Source organism: Coriobacteriia bacterium (genome assembly GCA_014859305.1).
Classification (GTDB): domain Bacteria; phylum Actinomycetota; class Coriobacteriia; order Anaerosomatales; family Kmv31; genus Kmv31.
This window is the reverse complement of record JACUUM010000025.1, coordinates 18,168-36,316: the sequence shown is the minus strand read 5'-3', so window position 1 is coordinate 36,316 and position 18,149 is coordinate 18,168. Positions and strand designations below refer to the sequence as shown.

At 72.6% G+C, this 18,149-nt stretch carries 12 protein-coding genes and 1 pseudogene; all 13 read right to left on the bottom strand.

The features are described from left to right. Window positions 1–284 precede the first annotated feature (284 nt). Window positions 285–1,569, bottom strand: a pseudogene (locus IBX62_06030) (IS1380 family transposase). A 146-nt stretch (window positions 1,570–1,715) separates the two neighbouring features. Continuing rightward, window positions 1,716–2,489, bottom strand: coding sequence for a hypothetical protein (locus IBX62_06025; protein ID MBE0476637.1), 774 nt, complete (start codon window positions 2,487–2,489; stop codon window positions 1,716–1,718). Further along, on the bottom strand, window positions 2,482–3,873 hold the full coding sequence (locus IBX62_06020; protein ID MBE0476636.1) for an O-antigen ligase family protein: 1,392 nt from the start codon (window positions 3,871–3,873) through the stop codon (window positions 2,482–2,484). The genes IBX62_06025 and IBX62_06020 overlap by 8 nt, the downstream gene beginning before the upstream one ends. Continuing rightward, the gene (gene thrB, locus IBX62_06015) at window positions 3,870–4,793 is read right to left on the bottom strand and encodes a homoserine kinase (GenBank protein MBE0476635.1); all 924 of its coding nucleotides are present in this window, start codon (window positions 4,791–4,793) and stop codon (window positions 3,870–3,872) included. The genes IBX62_06020 and thrB overlap by 4 nt, the downstream gene beginning before the upstream one ends. An 8-nt stretch (window positions 4,794–4,801) precedes the next feature. Then, entirely contained in the window at window positions 4,802–6,088 is a 1,287-nt protein-coding gene (locus tag IBX62_06010) for a homoserine dehydrogenase (GenBank protein MBE0476634.1), read from the bottom strand. 141 nt (window positions 6,089–6,229) lie between these two features. Beyond that, window positions 6,230–7,579, bottom strand: a complete 1,350-nt coding sequence (gene lysA, locus IBX62_06005) for a diaminopimelate decarboxylase (GenBank protein MBE0476633.1) — start codon at window positions 7,577–7,579, stop codon at window positions 6,230–6,232. A gap of 98 nt (window positions 7,580–7,677) precedes the next feature. Beyond that, on the bottom strand, window positions 7,678–9,384 hold the full coding sequence (locus IBX62_06000) for an arginine--tRNA ligase (GenBank protein ID MBE0476632.1): 1,707 nt from the start codon (window positions 9,382–9,384) through the stop codon (window positions 7,678–7,680). A 160-nt stretch (window positions 9,385–9,544) separates the two neighbouring features. Further along, complete coding sequence (locus IBX62_05995; GenBank protein ID MBE0476631.1) at window positions 9,545–11,311, bottom strand: cell wall-binding repeat-containing protein; 1,767 nt, start codon at window positions 11,309–11,311, stop codon at window positions 9,545–9,547. Between the two features lie 131 nt (window positions 11,312–11,442). Then, window positions 11,443–11,907, bottom strand: a complete 465-nt coding sequence (rlmH, locus tag IBX62_05990; protein ID MBE0476630.1) for a 23S rRNA (pseudouridine(1915)-N(3))-methyltransferase RlmH — start codon at window positions 11,905–11,907, stop codon at window positions 11,443–11,445. A 4-nt stretch (window positions 11,908–11,911) separates the two neighbouring features. Further along, window positions 11,912–13,213 carry a trypsin-like peptidase domain-containing protein gene (locus IBX62_05985; protein MBE0476629.1) on the bottom strand — a complete coding sequence of 434 codons (1,302 nt, stop codon included), beginning with the start codon at window positions 13,211–13,213 and terminating at the stop codon, window positions 11,912–11,914. A 129-nt stretch (window positions 13,214–13,342) separates the two neighbouring features. Next, window positions 13,343–14,719: an NADH-quinone oxidoreductase subunit N gene (locus IBX62_05980; protein ID MBE0476628.1), complete on the bottom strand. Its 1,377-nt coding sequence runs from the start codon at window positions 14,717–14,719 to the stop codon at window positions 13,343–13,345. Beyond that, a complete protein-coding gene (locus tag IBX62_05975) occupies window positions 14,716–16,203 on the bottom strand; it encodes an NADH-quinone oxidoreductase subunit M (GenBank protein ID MBE0476627.1) in 1,488 nt (495 codons plus the stop codon). The genes IBX62_05980 and IBX62_05975 overlap by 4 nt, the downstream gene beginning before the upstream one ends. 7 nt (window positions 16,204–16,210) lie before the next feature. After that, entirely contained in the window at window positions 16,211–18,148 is a 1,938-nt protein-coding gene (locus tag IBX62_05970; GenBank protein MBE0476626.1) for an NADH-quinone oxidoreductase subunit L, read from the bottom strand. Between the last annotated feature and the right edge of the window lies 1 nt (window position 18,149).

The window sequence follows — 18,149 nt, the reverse complement described above, 5'->3', positions numbered from 1 at the left end:
CACCACGCACGCAGGTCCCGCCCGACTCGACTACTCGCCATCCTAGCCTCGATCCTGCACGAAGCGCCCGCTGACCGCCATCCGAGGGCTGCTCGGGTGTCCGGAGGCCTCCATGGCACGCCTTTCTCGCCCCCGGCGCACTCCTGAGGCATCGTCGGAGGAGCTTCTGCATGCCGGGGAGGGTTCTCGCGCTGGTTCCTCCGATTCGGGGGCGTCCTGAAGCAAGCCCTGCGGTTCGCCTCGGTTGTCGGTGTCGTGTCGGGTGCTATCCGGAAGGCAGCATCCGCAGGCGCGCGAAGGCATCCACGAGCGCGCCGGCCCACGGCCAGGAGCGCGGCAGGCGCATGCGCAGGTTAGCGCGCGTGGCGCACGAGCCTGGCCGCGACGTGCAGCAACCGATAGCGCAACCGCTTGGGCTCGCAGATCGCCAGCTCTCCGGCAAGCAACAGCCGCTTCGTCCAGGCGAGCAGGTCGGTCGCCATCAGCACGAGTTCGAGCCACACCTCGTTCAGCGCGAAGCTGCGGAAGGGCAGGTTGCGAAGGCCGGTGTCCTTGCCGCAACGGATCGAGTCCTCGATGACGGCTCGGCACCGGTGCAGCTGCTCGAGACGCGCGATGCGCCCGCCTTGCTGGTTCGTGAGGAAGACCTGGAAGCGCATGCCCTCCTCGTCGGTGAAGCGCAGCTGTGCGCCGGGATGCGGGCGCTCCTTGCGGCAGATCGCTCGCGTGCCCGCAAGCCACCCCGCGCCCTCCAGATCCACGTCGAGCTCGGCGACCCAGGCCCCCTCGCGCGGGCTTCCGTCCGCGTCCAGGGCGGGCACCCGCGCGTCATCGAACACCTCGCAGATCCCCTCGCGCACGAGCACGGACATATCCACCCCCACCGAGAAGGTAAGTCCGCGCTGCACGACCGCCTCGGCAAACGCGTGCGTCCCCTCCGCCCGAGTCGCACCGCACGAGCAGCCCGGGGCCGACGCGGCTGGCGGGCAGCTGCGCGAGCGCGGCGTCGAGCACGGTGATGTGATCGGCCGCCGTGTTGGCCCCGGCGTTGCCGGGGCGCAGCATGCCGGAGAGCCCCTCGCCGGTTTGCGCCTCGAAGCAAAGCAGCGGGTGGAAGCCGAAGGTGCGCTTGTAGGTGGGGGCGGCACCTTCCTTCTCGGAGTGCGCGGTGAGAAGCGTCGCGTCGATGTCGAGCACGATGCGGTCCGGCGCCGCTCCCGCCTCCCACGCGCGTGCCCGGGCGACCGCCCGCGCCTCGCGCAGCCGCGCAAGCCGTCCGGCGCCCACGGCCTCGAGCGTCCGGTACGCGGTAGCATCGGAGGCGACCTCCCCGAAGAGCACGCCCTGGTCGCGCAGTGCGCCCAGGTCGGTGAGCGCATCTCCGCCATCGGCGAGCATGACGGCCAGATCGCGGAGCACCCGACCGGGGGCGTGCTTGACACGGCGGGTGAACAACCCGGCAAGCCCGGAGGTGAGCGCGTCGGTGAGCCCGAGGGAGTCGGCCAGGCCGATCAGCAGCGCGGTGCCCGCGCGTGAGGTGAGGCCGCCGCAGTCGGCGTCTACTTCCATCGAACCGAGCTGCGTAGTACGTTTCACCCACACGGTGACCTCCGGCGTCTAGGATATGGAAGCTTCGCGCTCCCATTATCCCAGCTCAGAAGGTCACCGTGGCCTGTTTCTAGCAGAAACCTGCGACTACTCGTGCAGAATCGAGGCTAGGCCGCCTCGTCCGGCGCGCGGCGCCGGAAGTACGCCTCCCTCACGGCCGCCACGGCCATGCCCGCGGCGAGACCGGCGAGCGCCGCGCCGGCGACGCCGGAGGCGCGGCGTTCTATCACCGGCAGCTGAGCGACGGTAGCTCCCCCGCTGTAGGAGTACGCGCTCATTATCTTCTCGAGCCCGTCGCGCAGCGACTCGAGCTGGAGGTTCATCTCCCACAGGTCGCGCGCGGCCGCCGCGCGTTCGGGGCGGCGCAGCGACTGGTCGGCCACGATGGACATCGCCTCGATCTGACGGATGGCCTTCTCGGTGAGCCGGATCTCCCTCTTGGTCTGATCGACCTCCTTCTGGCCCAGCGCCAGCGCGCGCTTCACTACGCGCTTGGCGACCTCGTCGGCTACCTGCAACGCCTCGCTGGACTCGCTCGAGCGGTAGGCGACGACGAGGGCGGTCTGGGGGTTCTTGAGGCTGAAGACGCGAAGACCCGCCTCCAGGTGGCGTTCGTCGATCCCCGTCTCCACGGCCGTGCGTGTCGCGAACTGCTCGGAGGACACGTCCGTGAGCAGCTCGTCGACCTGCGGGAGGCGATAGTACTTGCCCAGCGTCTTGGGCTCGACGACGATCCGCGCCCGCCCCTCGTACTCCGGTTCGGGCTCGTCGGCGACCAACGAGCTCGCATAGCCGACGGCCACGGCGACGACGATGGTGAGCGCGACCACCCACCACTGGCGTCTCACGACGGCGAGCCACGTTCCCAGGGGGTCAGGCACGTCCGGCTCCTCGCTGTGCGTCGGGGGCGGGCAGCGCCGCGGCTAGGGCGGCGAAGAGCCACAGGTACTCGAAGTAGAGATAGTACTGGAACCAGGACTGGACCAGCAACGTGAGCACGCCCGTCAGCACGACCGCGTCGGTGACCCGCCACCCCCTGCGGCGCGCGGCGGCGAACGCCCACAGGACCGCCGCGAGGAGCGCGACCTCGGCGATCAGCCCGGCCACGCCCATCTCGGCGGGCAGAGCCAGCGGGACCTCGTGGGGCCTCAGGATCCTCGGCAGGGCGCCGATCCGGCGGTACGACGGGTAGGCGACGTCGAACGCGGCCAGGCCGGTGCCCGTGCCCCAGAAGTCGCGGATGATCTCGAGGGTGGAACCGACCATGAAGAAGCGGGTGGCGAGCGATCCCTCGCTCATCACGTCGCCCAGCGCCGTCACGCGCTGCACGTAGCGCTCGGGGATCACCGGGACGGCGAGAACGGCCAGCAGGAGCGCGGCGACGAGCATCGCGCGCCGCCGCCTGGGCGGCGCGGTCAGCACGACAGCGACGGCCCCGGCGAGGAAGCCCACGAGGCCGGAGCGCGAGAGCGTGAGCGCCATGGCCGTCGCGCACAGCACCGTGGGGACGGCCCAGAGCGCGGCCTCGCGGCGCGAGGAGGAGTGCACCACGCGGACCAGCGAGACCAGCGAGGCCACCGCCAGGTAGCCCGCGAGGAAATTGGGGTCGAGGAAGAACGCGGCGGGGCGGGTCAGCACGTCGACGCCGGCGGCGTCGTACTGGAGATGGGTGTTGCCGACCGGGAGCCCGGGGAACGCGTACTGCGCGAACGAGACGACCGCCAGGGCGACGCCGGTCCAGACGAACACCTCCACGATCCGCTCCCGGCGCCGGGGGTCCTCGGCGGAGTAGGACACGATCAGCGCGAACAGCCACAGGAACAGCAGGCGCGCGGCGCCGTAGGCCGTGCGCGACGGGTCCAGCGAGAGAGGCAGCGACCACAGCGCCGCCAGGAAGGGCAGGACGAGCGCGAGCTGCAGGCGGTTCGGCCGGTGCAGCCTGACCTCGCCCGCAAGCAGCAGCCATCCCCAAGCGACGAGCGACGCCCCCAGTGCGGCCTGGAAGACGGTGACGGGCACCGGGCCGGTCACGATGCGGCCGTAGTCGTTCAGAGGCGCCGCGACGAGCATCACCCACAGGCCCAGCCGAGGACGATACAGGATCGCCGCCACCAGCGCGGCCAGCGCCGCCCAGCGCGCCGGAGCGCCGAGGCCCGCGACGAGATGCTCCTGGCCCGCGAGCACCCCCGCCGCGAGTCCGGCGGCAAGACATGCGCCGGCCCAGGGGAGCGCCTCTCGCGGCAGCCGTTGTGCGTGCCCGTTCACCGGTCCTCGAGCACCGCCCCTTCACGATCGACGGCCACCGCAAGCGGCTCTTCCCAATCCGGGATCGACCGAAGCGCACGGCGCACGCGCTTGGCGACGCGTTCAGCCCGATGCATCGCGATGCCGTCCGAGGCGTCCACCACCAGAGCGACGAGACTCGGGCCCGAGCCCGAGAGCACCGCCGCGTCGGCACCCGCCTCCAGCAGCGCCCGCCGGGCGTCCGGAGCCGTCCGAGGGCCGCCCGAGCGGTACGGCTCGTGCAGCCGGTCCTCCGCGCCGTAGCGCACGAGGTCGGGCCGCCCCAGCGCGAGGCCGGCTGCCATCAGGCCGGCGCGTCCGGCGGTGAAGGCGGCGTCGCCGTGGGAGACCGTCGGGGGCAGGGCGGCGCGGGCCTCCGGCGTCGAGCGCGTCCCGCCCGCCGGCAGGAGCACGGCCGCAAGCCCCGGCGGGTCGATACGGGTGCAGCGCGCGCCCGCCTCGTCACGCCACGCGACGGTGAACCCCCCGTACAGGGCGGCGGCGACGTTGTCCGCGTGTCCCTCGATCCCCACCGCGATCCCGAAGAGCGTGTCCCGCCCCAGGGGCACGGAGCACAGCGCATCCGCCAGGACGCACCCGGCCACGATCGCGGCCGCCGAGGAACCGAACCCCCGTCCCACGGGGATTCGGCTGTGGCAGAAGACGCGGGCCCGGAGCCGATCGTCGCCGCACTCGCCGAACACGCGCCGCATCGCGAGCACCACGGGGTTGTCGAGACCGGCGGGCAGCTCGGCCGCGCCCTCGCCGACGACGCGGACGGACCACTCGTCCGCCACCTCGGCGGAGAAGCGGGCGTGCAGGCCCAGCGCGACCCCGAACGCGTCGTATCCCGGGCCGAGATTGGCCGAGGATGCGGGGACGCGGACGGTCAGCGGCAGCACGGCGCCCCTTACAGCTCCTCGACGCGGATGACCGAGCCGATCGCGTCGACCACGTCGAGCCGCTCGATCTCGGCCAGAGCCGCCCTCATGGCCGCCTCGGAGGCGGCGTGTGTGACGAAGACGATCTCCGCCCCGCTGGCGTCCGCGGCCTTCTGGATGACCGAGGCCAGCGAGACGTCGTTGTCGCCGAAGATGCTCGCGCACGCCGCCATCACGCCCGGGCGGTCGGCGACGCGCATGCGCACGTAGTACCGCGTGACCAGCGAGTCGATCCCCCGCACCGGCAGCTGCTCGTTGCACGTGCAGCCCACCAGCCCTCGGCAGTCCGCGCCGATGTGGCGCGCGGCCTCGATCACGTCGCCGACCACGGCGCTGGCAGCCGGCAGCGAGCCGGCACCCTCACCGAAGAACATCGTCTCCCCCACCGCGTCGCCGACCACGTAGATCGCGTTGTACACGCCGTTGACGGCGGCGAGCGGATGGGCCGCCGGGATCATCGTTGGGTGCACGCGGATGTCGACGCCGCCGTCGGAGCGCCTGGCGATGGCGAGCAGCTTGATGGCGTAGCCCATCTCGGTCGCGTAGCTGATGTCGGCCGGCGTGATGTCGCGGATGCCCTCCGCGGGCACCTGCGCCAGCGTGACCCGGCTGTTGAAGGCGATGGAGGCGAGGATGGCGATCTTGGCGGCGGCGTCGAGCCCGTCGACGTCGGCGGACGGGTCGGCCTCGGCGAAGCCGCGCTGCTGCGCCTCGAGCAGCGCCGTGTCGTAGTCCAGGCCGTCCTCGGCCATGCGGGTGAGCATGTAGTTGGTGGTGCCGTTGACGATGCCCATCACGCTCGTGACCTCGTTGGAGGCCAGCGAGTGCTTGAGCGGGCCGATGATGGGGATGCCGCCGCCGACCGAGGCCTCGAACAGGATGTCCACGCCCATCCGCTCGGCGGTCTCCATGACCTCCTGGCCGTGACTCGCCATCAGTGCCTTGTTCGCGGTGACGACGCTCTTGCCCGCGCCGAGAGCCGCGAGCACCACCTCGCGCGCCGCGCCCGTGCCGCCGATGAGCTCGATCACGACGTCGAGCGCGGGGTCCTCGATGAGTGCCGCCGCCTCGTGGCTGAACGACCCCTCCGGCAGCTCCAGGGCCGCCGCGCGCCCGGCGTCGCGGTCCGCGAAGCGGGCCAGCTCGATGTCGACACCGGCGCGGCGACGGAAGTCCTCGCTATGGCGGCGGAGGATCTCCACCACGCCGGATCCGACGGTCCCGAGGCCAACGAGGCCGACTCTCACTGTGCGCATGACGTCCTCCCGTGTCACGACCGGGCACCCATTGTATCCGAGGAGCGCGGGCCGTCGCAGGCGCCAGGGCCGGCGGCCTCCGGCCGGCGGGCCGGCGCGAGCACGCCGAGGAGCGCCGGCGGCGACAAGGGGCCGAGCGCCTCAGCCGATCTCGGTCCGCATGAGGTCGTCGTAGGTCTCGCGGCGCACTACGAAGCGCCACTCCCCGTCGCGCACGAACACCACTGCCGGGCGGACGTTCTTGTTGTAGTTGGACGCCATGGACTGGCAGTAGGCGCCGGTGGAACACACGCACACGACGTCGCCCACCTCCGGGCGCTGCAACGGGGCGTCGCGCACGACGATGTCGCCGCTCTCGCAGTGCTTCCCGGCGATGGTGGCGACCATCTCGCGCGGCTCGTCCGCCTTGTTCGCGATCAGCGCCTCGTAATGCGCGTCGTACAGCGCGGTGCGGATGTTGTCGTTCATGCCGCCGTCGACCGCGACGTACGTGCGGATCCCCGGGATCTCCTTGACCGTGCCGATCGTGTACAGCGTCAGTCCCGCGTTGGCCACGACGGAGCGGCCCGGCTCCACGGCCATCCTCGGCACCTCCAGCCCGTGGCGCTCGCACTCCTCCTTGATGCCGTCCACGACCACCTTGCCGAAGTCCTTGATCGTGGAGGGCTCGTCGGGGGCGCCGTAGGCCACGCCCAGCCCGCCGCCCACGTCCAGCATTCGCACGGGCTCGCCCGCCTCGTCGCGGATCCCGCGCATGAAGCCGACCATCACCTCGATGGCCTTGGCGAAGCTGTGCAGGGCGTAGATCTGGCTGCCGATGTGCATGTGCAGGCCGTCGAAGACGATCCCCGGCGCCTCCACCGCGCGCTTCACCGCCTCCATGGCGAGACCCTGGTTCAGCCCGAAGCCGAACTTGGAGTCCTCGGCGCCGGTGACGACGAACTCGTGGGTGTCCGCGGCGATCCCCGGTGTGACGCGGATGAGCACCTTCTGCTCGACGCCGCGCCCGGCGGCCATCGCCGAGAGCCGCCCCAGCTCGTCGAAGTTGTCGACCACCACGCGCCCCACGCCCGCGTCCAGGCACTCGGCTATCTCGGCGGGGGTCTTGTTGTTGCCGTGGACCTGCACGCGCTCCATCGGGAAGCCGGCCCGGCGCGCGTAGGCGAGCTCGCCGCCGGATGCGCACAGCAGCGAGCACTCCTCCTCATCCACGAGCCGTACCATGGCCAGCGACAGGAACGCCTTGCCCGCGTAGACGACGTCCACGTGCGGCCAGTGGTACCGCGTCCAGCGCACGTAGTCGCGCAGCTGGCGGCGGATGTGCTCCTCGTCCATCACGTACAGCGCCGTTCCCGCCTCGCGCGCGAGCGCCACCATATCGACACCCCCGACGTGCAACCGCCCTTCGACGATCCGCGCCGTCATCGGCAGGACGTGGCGAAGGTCGGAGGTGCGCTGCTCGTCGGTGGGCTCGAGGGGGGCCGGGGGCATCGCGTCGGCCATGGGGCTCCTCGGTGCTAGGCGCGGTCGGGGTGTGAAGAGGATACCGGCCGAGGAGGAGGCGGGCAATCGCGGCAGCCGGCGCGCCCCTACATCCGTTGCGGGGCACTCACGCCCAGCAGCGCCAATGCGCGCTCGAGCACGAGGCGCGTGGCATCGACGGCGTACAGCCGGGCGCCGGTGAGCGCCTCGTCGTCCGAGACGACGCGACAGAGCGTGTAGAACTGGTGGAAGACGGCGGCGAGATCCTCGGCGTAGCGCGTCAGGCGGTGCGGGGTGAGGTCCTCGGCGGCGCGTTCGACGACCTCCGGGAACTCGGCGAGCCTGCGCATCAGCGCGAGCTCGGGCTCGGAGTCGAGCAGCTCCAGCGGCGGCTCGGCGGGTATGCGTTCAGCGGCGGCCTCCGAAGCGTCGATCGCCGCGTCTGTGGGGTGACCGGCCGCCTTGCGCAGGATCGAGCAGATGCGGGCGTGCGCGTACTGCACGTAGTACACCGGGTTGTCGGCCGACTGCTCCTTGGCCAGCGCGATGTCGAAGTCCACCGGCTGGTCGGTGGAGCGGCGCAGGAACCAATAGCGTGCGGCGTCGGCGCCCACCTCGTCGAGCAGCTCCTCGAACGTCACCATCTCGCCGGTGCGCTTGGACATCCGCACCGCCTCCCCCGCCCGGAAGAGGTTCACGAGCTGCCCGATGACCAGGGTGAGCCGCCCGGGGAACCCGAGCGCGGCGACGGCGGCCTCCATGCGCTTCACGTACCCGTGGTGGTCGGCGCCCCACAGGTCGACGACCCGGTCGAACCCCCTGTCGTGGAACTTGTCCCAGTGGTAGGCGACGTCGGCGGCGAAGTACGTGTAGCTGCCGTCGGCCTTGCGCAGCACGCGGTCCTTGTCGTCGCCGAAGGCCGCCGAGCGGAACCAGGTCGCGCCCTCGTGCTCGTAGACGTGGCCGTTCTCGCGAAGCCTCTCGATGGCGAGCTCGATCCCGGTGCGGCCGTCCTCTCCCGGCGCGTACAGCGTGCGCTCGGAGAACCAGACGTCGAAGTCGACGCCCATCGCGTGCAGCACGCGCTTCAGGTGCTCGAGCACCTGCGCGTAGGCCTTCTCGCGGAAGTGCGCCTCTCGCTCCTCGGCCGGGGCGTCCACCCACGCGTCGCCCTCCTGCGCGCGGATCTCCTCGGCGATCCCGGTGATGTAGGCGCCCTGGTACCACTCCGGCTCGAAGGCGGCCTCGCGCCCGGCGAGCTGCATGTAGCGCGCCGCGACGGACTTGCCGAAGACCTCCATCTGCACGCCGGCGTCGTTCACGTAGAACTCGCGCTGCACGTCGTGCCCCGTGAACTCGAGGAGCCGCGCCATGCTGTCGCCCAACGCGGCCCACCGCCCATGCCCGACGTGCATCGGCCCCACGGGGTTGGCGGAGACGAACTCGACCTGCACGCGCGCGCCGCGCCCCGTCCGCAGCCCCCCGAAGCCCGAATCACCCCCGCGGGCGGCGACGAGCACGCGCTGCAGCGCGGCGGCGGACAGGCGCACGTTGATGAAGCCCGGGCCGGCGACCTCGACCGCGGCCACGTCCGGGTGACCCGCCATCCGCGCGGCGATCGCCTCGGCCAGCGCTCGGGGCGCGAGACCTGCCGCCTTGGCGGACCGAAGCGCCACGTTGGTCGCCCAGTCGCCGTGGCTCGGGTCGCGGGGCCGCTCGACCTCGACGGGCGGCGGCTCCGGCAGCGCCACCTCTCCGTCGGCGACGGCGGCGGCCAGGGCGTCGGAGACGAGCGAGGCGACGAGGTCCTTCACGGCGAGGCGCTCCCAAGGGGTCGCGTGCGGCAGCGGGACGGGGCGTGTGAGCACTCAGGATAGCGCGAGGACCGGGTCGCGTGAAAGGGACGCCGCAAGGCGCCGCAGAAGGAACGGCGGGCCATCCGGCCCGCCGTTCCCCGAGTCGCGAGCGGACGGCCTAGAAGATCTCCTCCCAGAAGGCCGGGAACGTGAGGATGTCCACGACCGCCATCACCACCTCGGACATGGTGGCCTCGCCGCCGTAGACGTACGTCTTCGTCTGGGGCTGTCCGACGGCATCCAGGTAGCCGACGTAGGCGGTCAGCGCGGCATCGCTCTCGTCGAGCAGGACGAGGGGGCAGCCGGCGAGGCCGGCCGCGATGCCTCCGGCGAGGGCGTCGGGGAACTTGAGACCGGAGGCCACGCCCGATTGCGCCGGGTACAGCGCCCACAGGTCGTTCGGGTTCGCCGGCGTTCCCACCCGCCCCCCGTTGTAGGCTCCGCTGATGGTCGTCGCCCACTTCGCGAACGAGGCCGACGTCTGATACCGGTTCTTGCCCCCGATGCGCCTGACGTGGCTCGTGCCGTTGAGCAGCTTCGTGAGGCGCGTATGCACCGCCTTGGAGACCGCGGGCTCCCCGCCGACGACGATCACGTCGGTGATGCCGAGGTCCTTGATCGCCCCCTCCGCGGCAGTCGAGAGCGCGTCCGGACGGGTCAGCAGCACCGGCGCGCCGTTGTAGGCAGCCATCGGCGAGGCCGACAGCGCGTCGGGGAAGTTGACCCCGCTGGCGACGAACGCCGTCCTCGGGCCGCCGCCGGCGAGCTGGTAGGCCTTCTTCGCGATCTCGCGCGCGGTCGCGTAGCGGTCCCTGCCGGCCACGCGGACCGCCCTCACGTTCGGGATACCATCGATCCTGTTGAACACCGCGCGGCTGAGCGCGGGGGTCCCGCCGAGCACGTAGACGGTGGAGACGCCCAGCCGCTTGATCTCCGCCTCCACCGAGCCCTCCAGGGAGTTCGGGCCGGTGAGGAGGAGCGGCCCGCCCACGGCGCCGGCGAGGGTGCTGCCGGCCAGCGCGTCCGGGAAGTCGAGTCCGTTGGCCACCACGCACGCGCCGCCTTTGAGCGCGCCCTTGGCGAACATCTCGCGGCTGATCGCCGTCGACGTCCGGTACCGGTCGGGGCCGGCCAGCCTGAGCGCGGTGCCGGCCTTCAGCCTCAGCTCGTAGGCGCCGGCGCCGCCGCCCGCGAAGCCGCCGCCGCCGGGCCCCTGGTAGTACGGACGCACGCGGATGTAGTAGCGCCCCGGAGCCGATCCGGACGAGAACATCACGGCGGCGCTCGCACCCCTGCCTGCGAACCAGCTGTCGCGCATGCCCCACGCGATCGAGTTGGGATCCGGCGCCGTCACATCGGAGAGCTCGCCGTCGAAGGACGGCAGCTCCGCGTAAGGCGTGAGTACGGGGTCACCCGGGCCGAACACCTCTATCACGGGATCGACGTCCGGCGTCTTGCCCACCGCCTCGATCAGCAGCGAGAAGGGGAACTCCCTGTCCGAGGCCTTGAAGTCGAACTTGAGCCAGTCCTCGTCGGCGCCGTCGGCATCCGCCTTGTCGAGGGTGTGGCTCTCCACGTACGCGACCCCGGGCAGCTCGAGCGACATGAACTTGCTGGTGATGTTGCGGACGCCCGCGGCGTTCCAGGTGTCGTCACCGGCGGCCTCATAGGCGTCCTCCGGAGCGGAGAAGGCCTGGGCCGCCGGCCCGGCTGCCACGGGGAGAGGCTCGGCGACCGGCTTGGCCGTGAGGGAACCGCGAGCCGTGAGCGCCCCCGCCCACGACCCGGGCGTCTGCCAGGCCGCGAACGCGACGAGCGGTTGCGCGGCCAGCGCGAGAGCGACAGCGACGATCAACACGCGCCTGACGATGGACGGTCCGTTCATGCGTGACCTCCTGATCCGCCTGCGGCACGTCCGTCGTTCGCGCCGACTACGGTCCCATGATGCCAGCGCGGACACGGCAAGGAAAGGGTTGACAGGCGGTGGTCGGGCGACCACGCCTCGGACAGGGCGCCTCAGCGGTGGTACGGCTCGCCCCGGACGATACGGAACGCGCGGTAGAGCTGCTCGAGCAGGACGACGCGGGCCATCTGGTGCGGCAGGGTCATCGGCGAGAGCGACAGGCGCTCCTCCGCCCGGGCGAGCACCTCGGGAGCGAGGCCGGCGGCCCCGCCGAGCACGAAGGCGACCTCGGGCCGGCCCGTGCCCATCCGCTCCTCCAGCCACGCCGCGAGCCCCTCCGAGGACAGGGCGCGCCCGCCGATGTCCAGCGCGACCACGCTCGAGGCCGGCGGCAGCGCCCGCAGCACCGCATCGCCCTCGGCGCGCACGCCTCGCGCCTCATCCCGGGACAGGTCGGCGTCGGGCACGTCGACGACGCGGACGTCGGCGTAGGGGCGCATGCGCTTCAGGTACTCCTCGGCGGCCTCGCGCCACCAGCGCTCTTTGAGCTTCCCGACGGCGACTACCGTGAGGCGCAACCTCCTACCGCCCGCCGGCGTCCGAGCCCAGCGTCACTTCCAGCGTGCGCCGCCTCTCGCCGCGGACGACCTCGACCTCGACGGTCTCCCCGACGGCGTGCGCGCGCACCGCGCCGAAGACGTCCTCCACGCCCTCGATCCCGCGGTCCGCGATGCGCACGATGATGTCGCCGCGCTCGATGCCGCCCTCCTCGGCGGGCGAGCCCGGCGTCACGAGCTGCACGAGCGCGCCGGAGGTCACGGGCAACCCGAACTGCCGGGCGAGGTTCGCATCCACGCTGACGGTGGAGACGCCCATGAACGGATGGGTGGCCCGGCCGGTCTCTATGAGCTGGTCGGCGACGTTGCGCGCGAAGTCGATCGGGATCGCGAACCCGATACCGGCGGACTGCGCCACGCGGGCCTGGATGAGCGTGTTGATGCCGATGACGCGGCCCTGCTCGTCCGCCAGGGCCCCGCCGGAGTTGCCGGGGTTGATCGCGGCGTCGGTCTGGATGAGGTTCGTGTAGGTCGCTATCCCGCCTGCGTCCTCGGAGAAGCTCGAGCGGCCCAGCGCGGAGATGATGCCCGCGGTCACCGAGCGCTCCAGCCCGAACGGGCTACCGACCGCCACGACCGGCTGGCCGACCTGCAGCTTGGCCGACTCCCCGAACTCGGCGGGCAGGAGGTCGTCGCGTTCGACCTTGAGCACCGCGAGGTCCGTGGAGGGATCCCTGCCCACGACCTCGGCATCCACGTCGTCCACGCCGATCTTCACCTTCACGCGGTCCGCGCCCTCCACCACATGGTTGTTGGTCAGCACGTAGCCGTCCTCGCGGATCACCACGCCGCTGCCGTTGCCGACCTCATGGAACTCGGTGCGGCCCGTGAACGGGTCGAGCCTGCCGCGCTCGACGATGATGTTGACCACCGAGGGGGTCACCTTGGCCGCGACGGCCACCACGGAAGGGACCGGCCCGCTGGTCTCGATGCTCACCGGCACCGCCATCCCGGCAGGCCGCTCGAAACGCACGAGCGGCGTGCCGCCCGGCGCGAGGCCGAGCGCCCAGACCAGGGCGGCCGCGACCACGACCCCGCCCGCCACGCCGCCCGCCGCCGCCGCGACCGCCACGGCGGCGCCCGAGTAGCGCCTCACCGTGGCGGGCTCCTCACAGGGTCCCTGGTCGGTCTCGGTGTAGTCGCAGACCGGCAGCGGCCCTTCGGGTACGCGGCGGCCGGAGCCTGCCGTGGAGGACGGCAGGGTGGAGCGCTCCTCGGCGGGGAACTCCCGCGGGACGCCCGGGGTATCGGGGTGGTCGCCGTACATCTCTCTCTCCCGCCTCGTCGATGATTCGCGGCGCGCCGCGCGCGCCGTTCGAGTTCGCACCGCAAAGTATATTCCAGCCGGTCGGGCGGGATGTGGAGAGGTGGTGTAGGCGGCGGCGGGCGGCGCCGGTCAGGCGGCGCCCAGCAGGCGCAGCAGCGGCGAGGCGAGCACGCCGGCGGCGAGCGTGACGGCCAGCATCGCCGCGAGCGCCAGGGCGGCGGGCGCCGAGGGGGCGGGCGCCCGTGCCGCCGGCCGCTCCTCGGCCGGAGCGAGGAACATCGGCGCGATGAGGCGGAAGTAGTAGCCGGCCGACACGGCGCTCGCCGACACGGCGAGGACCACGAGCCACACCCAGGCGCCGTCCAGCGCCGCGCCGAAGAGCTGCAGCTTGCCGACGAAGCCGGCGAGCGGCGGGATGCCGATGAGCGAGAGCAGGAACGCGGTCATCGCCCATGCCGCCGCCGGCCGCCGCTCCGCCAGCCCGGCGAGGTCGCGGACGTCGGTGCCTTCCTCGGCGGCGATGAGCACGACGGCCATCGAGGGCACGGCGAAGACCGCGGCATAGAACAGCGTAGCGGGGGCGCCCCGCTCGGTGCCGGCGACGATGCCCATGAGCAGGTAACCGGCGTGCCCGATCCCCGAGTACGCCATCAGGCGCCGGATGTCGCGCTGGGGGAAGGCGGCGAGGTTGCCGAGCACCATCGAGGCCGCCGCGGCCAGCGCGAGCGTCAGCGGCAGGTTCGGTACCTGCGGGGCGAGCAGGCCGAGGAGGCGCACGGCGGCTGCCATCGCCGCCACCTTCGGCACGGTAGAGACGAAGGCGACCGTCTCGGCCGGGGCGCCGGCGTAGCCGTCGGGGGCCCAGAAGTGGAACGGCACGGCCGAGATCTTGGCCAGCAGACCGACCGCCACGAGAAGGGCGCCGGCCAGGCCCAGCGTCCCGCTCACGCCCCCGTCGAGGCCGGCGTAGCGGGTCGAGCCGGACACGCCGTAGAGGAACGAGAGGCCGTAGAGCATCACCAGGCTCGTGAGCAGCGAGAGCAGGAAGTACTTCAGCGCCCCCTCCAGGCCGCGCGCGTCGTCGCGCCGGTAGCCCACCAGCACGTAGGCCGGCATCGTCGCCAGCTCGACCGCGACGAAGAACGTCACGAGGTCGGTCGCGGAGGCCAGCAGCATGCCGCCGCCGGCCGACAGCAGCGCCAGCGCGGCGGCCTCGCCCGCGCGCTCGCCCGCCACGCCGCGCCCGGCGAGCCACATCAGGTACGCGGCGGTGAGCGCCGCGATCGCCGCGCGAACGAACGCGGCGGCGCCGTCGAGCGCGAGCGTGCCGGAGAGCAGGCTTCCGGCGCCGCCGGTGTTCGCCGCGAGCACCGCGGAGAGCGCAGCCGCCGCCGCACCGCCTCCCGCCGCGGTGCGCGCGCCGCCGGGCAGCAGCCCGGCGAAGAGCGCGGCGAGCGCGGCAGCGAGGACGAGCGCCTCGGGGATGAGGGCGGCGTACCCGGTCATCCGCCGGCCCCCTCGGCGGCCAGCAGCGCGCGCACGGCCGGGTCGACGAAGCGCAGCAGGCTCGACCAGTGCACGCCGACGAGCACCGTGAGCGCTACCAGCGGCGCCAGAAGGCCGACCTCGGCGCTGCTCAGGTCCGCGATGCCGGAGACCTTGTCGGTGGGCGGCCCCAGCACCGCACGCTGCACCAGCAGGAGCATGTACGCGGCGGCGAGCACGACGCCCGCGGCGGCCGCGACGACGAAGCCGCGCCACAACGGCGACTGCCACGCGCCCACCAGCGTCAGGAACTCGCCGACGAAACCGGACAGTCCGGGCAGGCCCAGCGACGCGAACGAGGCGAACGCGAGCATCCCCCCGGCGACCGGCGCGCTCCGGGACAGCCCGCCCACCTCGGTGAGGACGCCGGTCCTCGTGCGGTCGTACACCATGCCGACCAGCAGGAAGAGCATGCCGGTCACCACGCCGTGCGAGAACATCATCGCCACGGCCCCGTCGAGGCCGGCCACTGTGCCGGCCGCGATCCCGAGCATCACGAAGCCCATGTGCGACACCGAGGAGTACGCGACCAGCTTCTTCATGTCGGTCTGCGCGAAGGCCACGGCCGCCCCGTAGACGATCGAGACCGCGGCCAGGGCGGCGATCGCCGGCGACCAGGCGGCGGAGGCGTCGGGCAGGATCGGCAGCGACACGCGGATGAAGCCGTAGGCGCCCATCTTGAGCAGGACGCCGGCGAGCAGCACGGAGCCGGCCGTCGGCGCCTCGACGTGCGCGTCGGGCAGCCAGGTGTGCAGAGGGAAGACCGGCACCTTCACGGCGAAGCCGAGGAACAGCGCGGCGAAGACCCATCCCTGGAAGCCCCGCGGCAGGGTGGATCCGGCGAGCGCGACCATGTCGAAGGTCCCGCCGACCGGGTGCAGGTACAGCGCCAGGATGCCGACGAGCATGAGCACGCTGCCGGCGAGGGTGTACAGGAAGAACTTGACCGCGGCGTACTGCCTCCTCGGCCCGCCCCACACGGCGATGATGAAGTACATCGGGACCAGCACGAGCTCCCAGAACACGTAGAACAGCACCAGGTCCAGGGCGGCGAACACGCCGTTCATCCCGACCGCTAGCAGCATCAGCATCGCGAACCACGTCTTGGGCTTCGGCTCCGTCCTCCAGGAGACCAGCACCACCAGCAGCGTGAGCAGCGCCGAGAGGAAGATCAGCGGCGCCGAGATGCCGTCCACACCGAGGTGGTAGCGGATCCCGGCCTGCGGCACCCATGCCACGTCCTCCACGAACCGGAACGAGTCGGCGTACGCGGCGCCGGCCGGGGGCCTCGAGCTCGCGAGCATCCAAGCGGCCAGCGCCAGGTCGGTCGCCGAGGCTGCCAGCGCGATCCGGCGGGCGGCGGCCGGCCGGGCGGCGGGCAGCAGCGCGATCACGGCCGCGGCGGCCAGCGGCAGGAAGACGATCGCCGTCAGCAACGGGAACATCCCGGTGTCACGCTCCTCTCAGGAGCACGAGGGCCATGAGCGCCAGCAGACCCCCGACGACGGCGCGCTGGTAGGTCTGGACGCGGCCGACCTGGACGCGCCGGAGCGCGGAGCCTGCCGCCTTCACGCCGGTCGCCAGGCCGTTCACCGCGCCGTCCACGACCCCCGCGTCGATCAGTCGGCTCGCCTGGGCGATCACCCCCCACGTGGTGCCGACGGCGTCCACGACCCGGTCGATCCCTCGGCGGTCGAACAGCGCGAGGCGCGTCGCGGCCCCCGCGTAGGGGCGCACGACGGCGCGCTCGTAGGCGAGGTCGAAGTAGAGCCTCATCGCGAGCGCGTCGTACGCGAATCCCGCGCGCCGCTTGAGAGCCTCCGTGTCGAGCTTCGCCCGAGGCCCGAACGCGCGCCGTCCCGCCGCAAGGCCGGCGACCGCGACCGCGGTGGAGACCGCGGCGAGCGCGACCTCGGGCCGGCGGGCCTCGTACCCGAGGAAGGCCGCGAACGCCGCGCTCCAGACGCCGATGAACGTGGTGACCAACGCGAGCGCGACCATCGGCGCGACCATCCCCGCACGGCCCTCCCGCGCTTCGGGCGTCCGGCACCGGCCCGCGAACACGCGGTACCACAGCCGCGCCACGTACAGAGCGGTCACGAACGCGGCCAGCAGCGCCACCGCGAAGGCCACGTAGTGACGCTCGGCGAGCAGCACCGCGAGGATCCCGTCCTTGCTCCAGAAGCCCGAGAAGGGAGGCACGCCGGCCAGGGCGAGCGCGCCGACGGCGAACGTCGTCGCGGTCCACGGCATGCGGCGGCCCAGCCCGCCCATCTCGCGCAGGTCCTGGCTGCGCGCGGCTTGGATGGCCACGCCGGCGCCGAGGAAGAGCAGGGACTTGAAGAACGCGTGGGTGACCAGGTGGAACAGCCCCGCGGCGAGCCCGCCGGCACCTAGCGCGACGAACACGTGGCCGAGTTGGCTGACGGTGGAGTACGCGAGTACCTTCTTGACGTCGTGCTGCACCAGGGCGAGCAGACCCCCGGCCAGGGCGGTGAGCGCGCCGAGGACCGACGCCGCGGCGAGCGCCGCGCCACCGGCCTCGAAGACCGGCAGCGCGCGGGCCATCAGGTAGCCGCCGGCGGCGACCATCGTAGCGGCGTGGATGAGCGCGGAGGCGGGAGTGGGGCCGGCCATCGCGTCGGGGAGCCACACGTGCAGCGGGACCTGCGCCGACTTGCCTATCGCCCCCGCGAGCAGCAGCAGCGCCACGAGCGTCGCGGCTCCCGGGGACCACGAGCCCGCGGACCGGAAGACCTCGCGGAACCCGAACGACCCGGCCTGCGCGTACATCACGACGAGACCGAGCATGAAGGCGGCATCACCCACCCGGGTCGTCAGGAACGCCTTGAGCGCGGCGCGGCGCGGAGCGTCCTCGGCGTGCCAGAAGCCGATGAGCAGGTAGGAGCACAGCCCCATCACCTCCCACGCGACGAACAGCAGCAGGAACGAGTCCGCGAGGACCAGCGCGAGCATCGCGGCGGTGAACAGCGACAGCACCGCGAAGAACCAGCCGCGCCGCTCGTCGCGGCGCATGTAGCCCAGCGAGTACACCTGCACGGCCAGGGCGACGAACGCCACGACCACCGCCAGGACCGCGGCGACCGCGTCCAGAGCGAGCCCGAGGGAGAGCGGGCGGCCGTCCAGCACTGCGAACCGCCAGGAGACGCGGTAGAGCGCCTCGGCGGCGCCGGCGGGGGCTCCCGTCGCCGCGCCGGCGGCTCCCGCGTCTCGCCACACGGCCGCGGCCCCCGTCAGCGAGAGCACGAGCGAGGCGGCCGTCGCGAGCACCGGCAGCGCGAGGAAGCGGTCGCGGACGGTCCTCGGCGCCGGCAGCAGGACGAGGAAGGCCAGCAGCGGCAGCCCCGGTATGGCGAGCAGCGCGGCCATC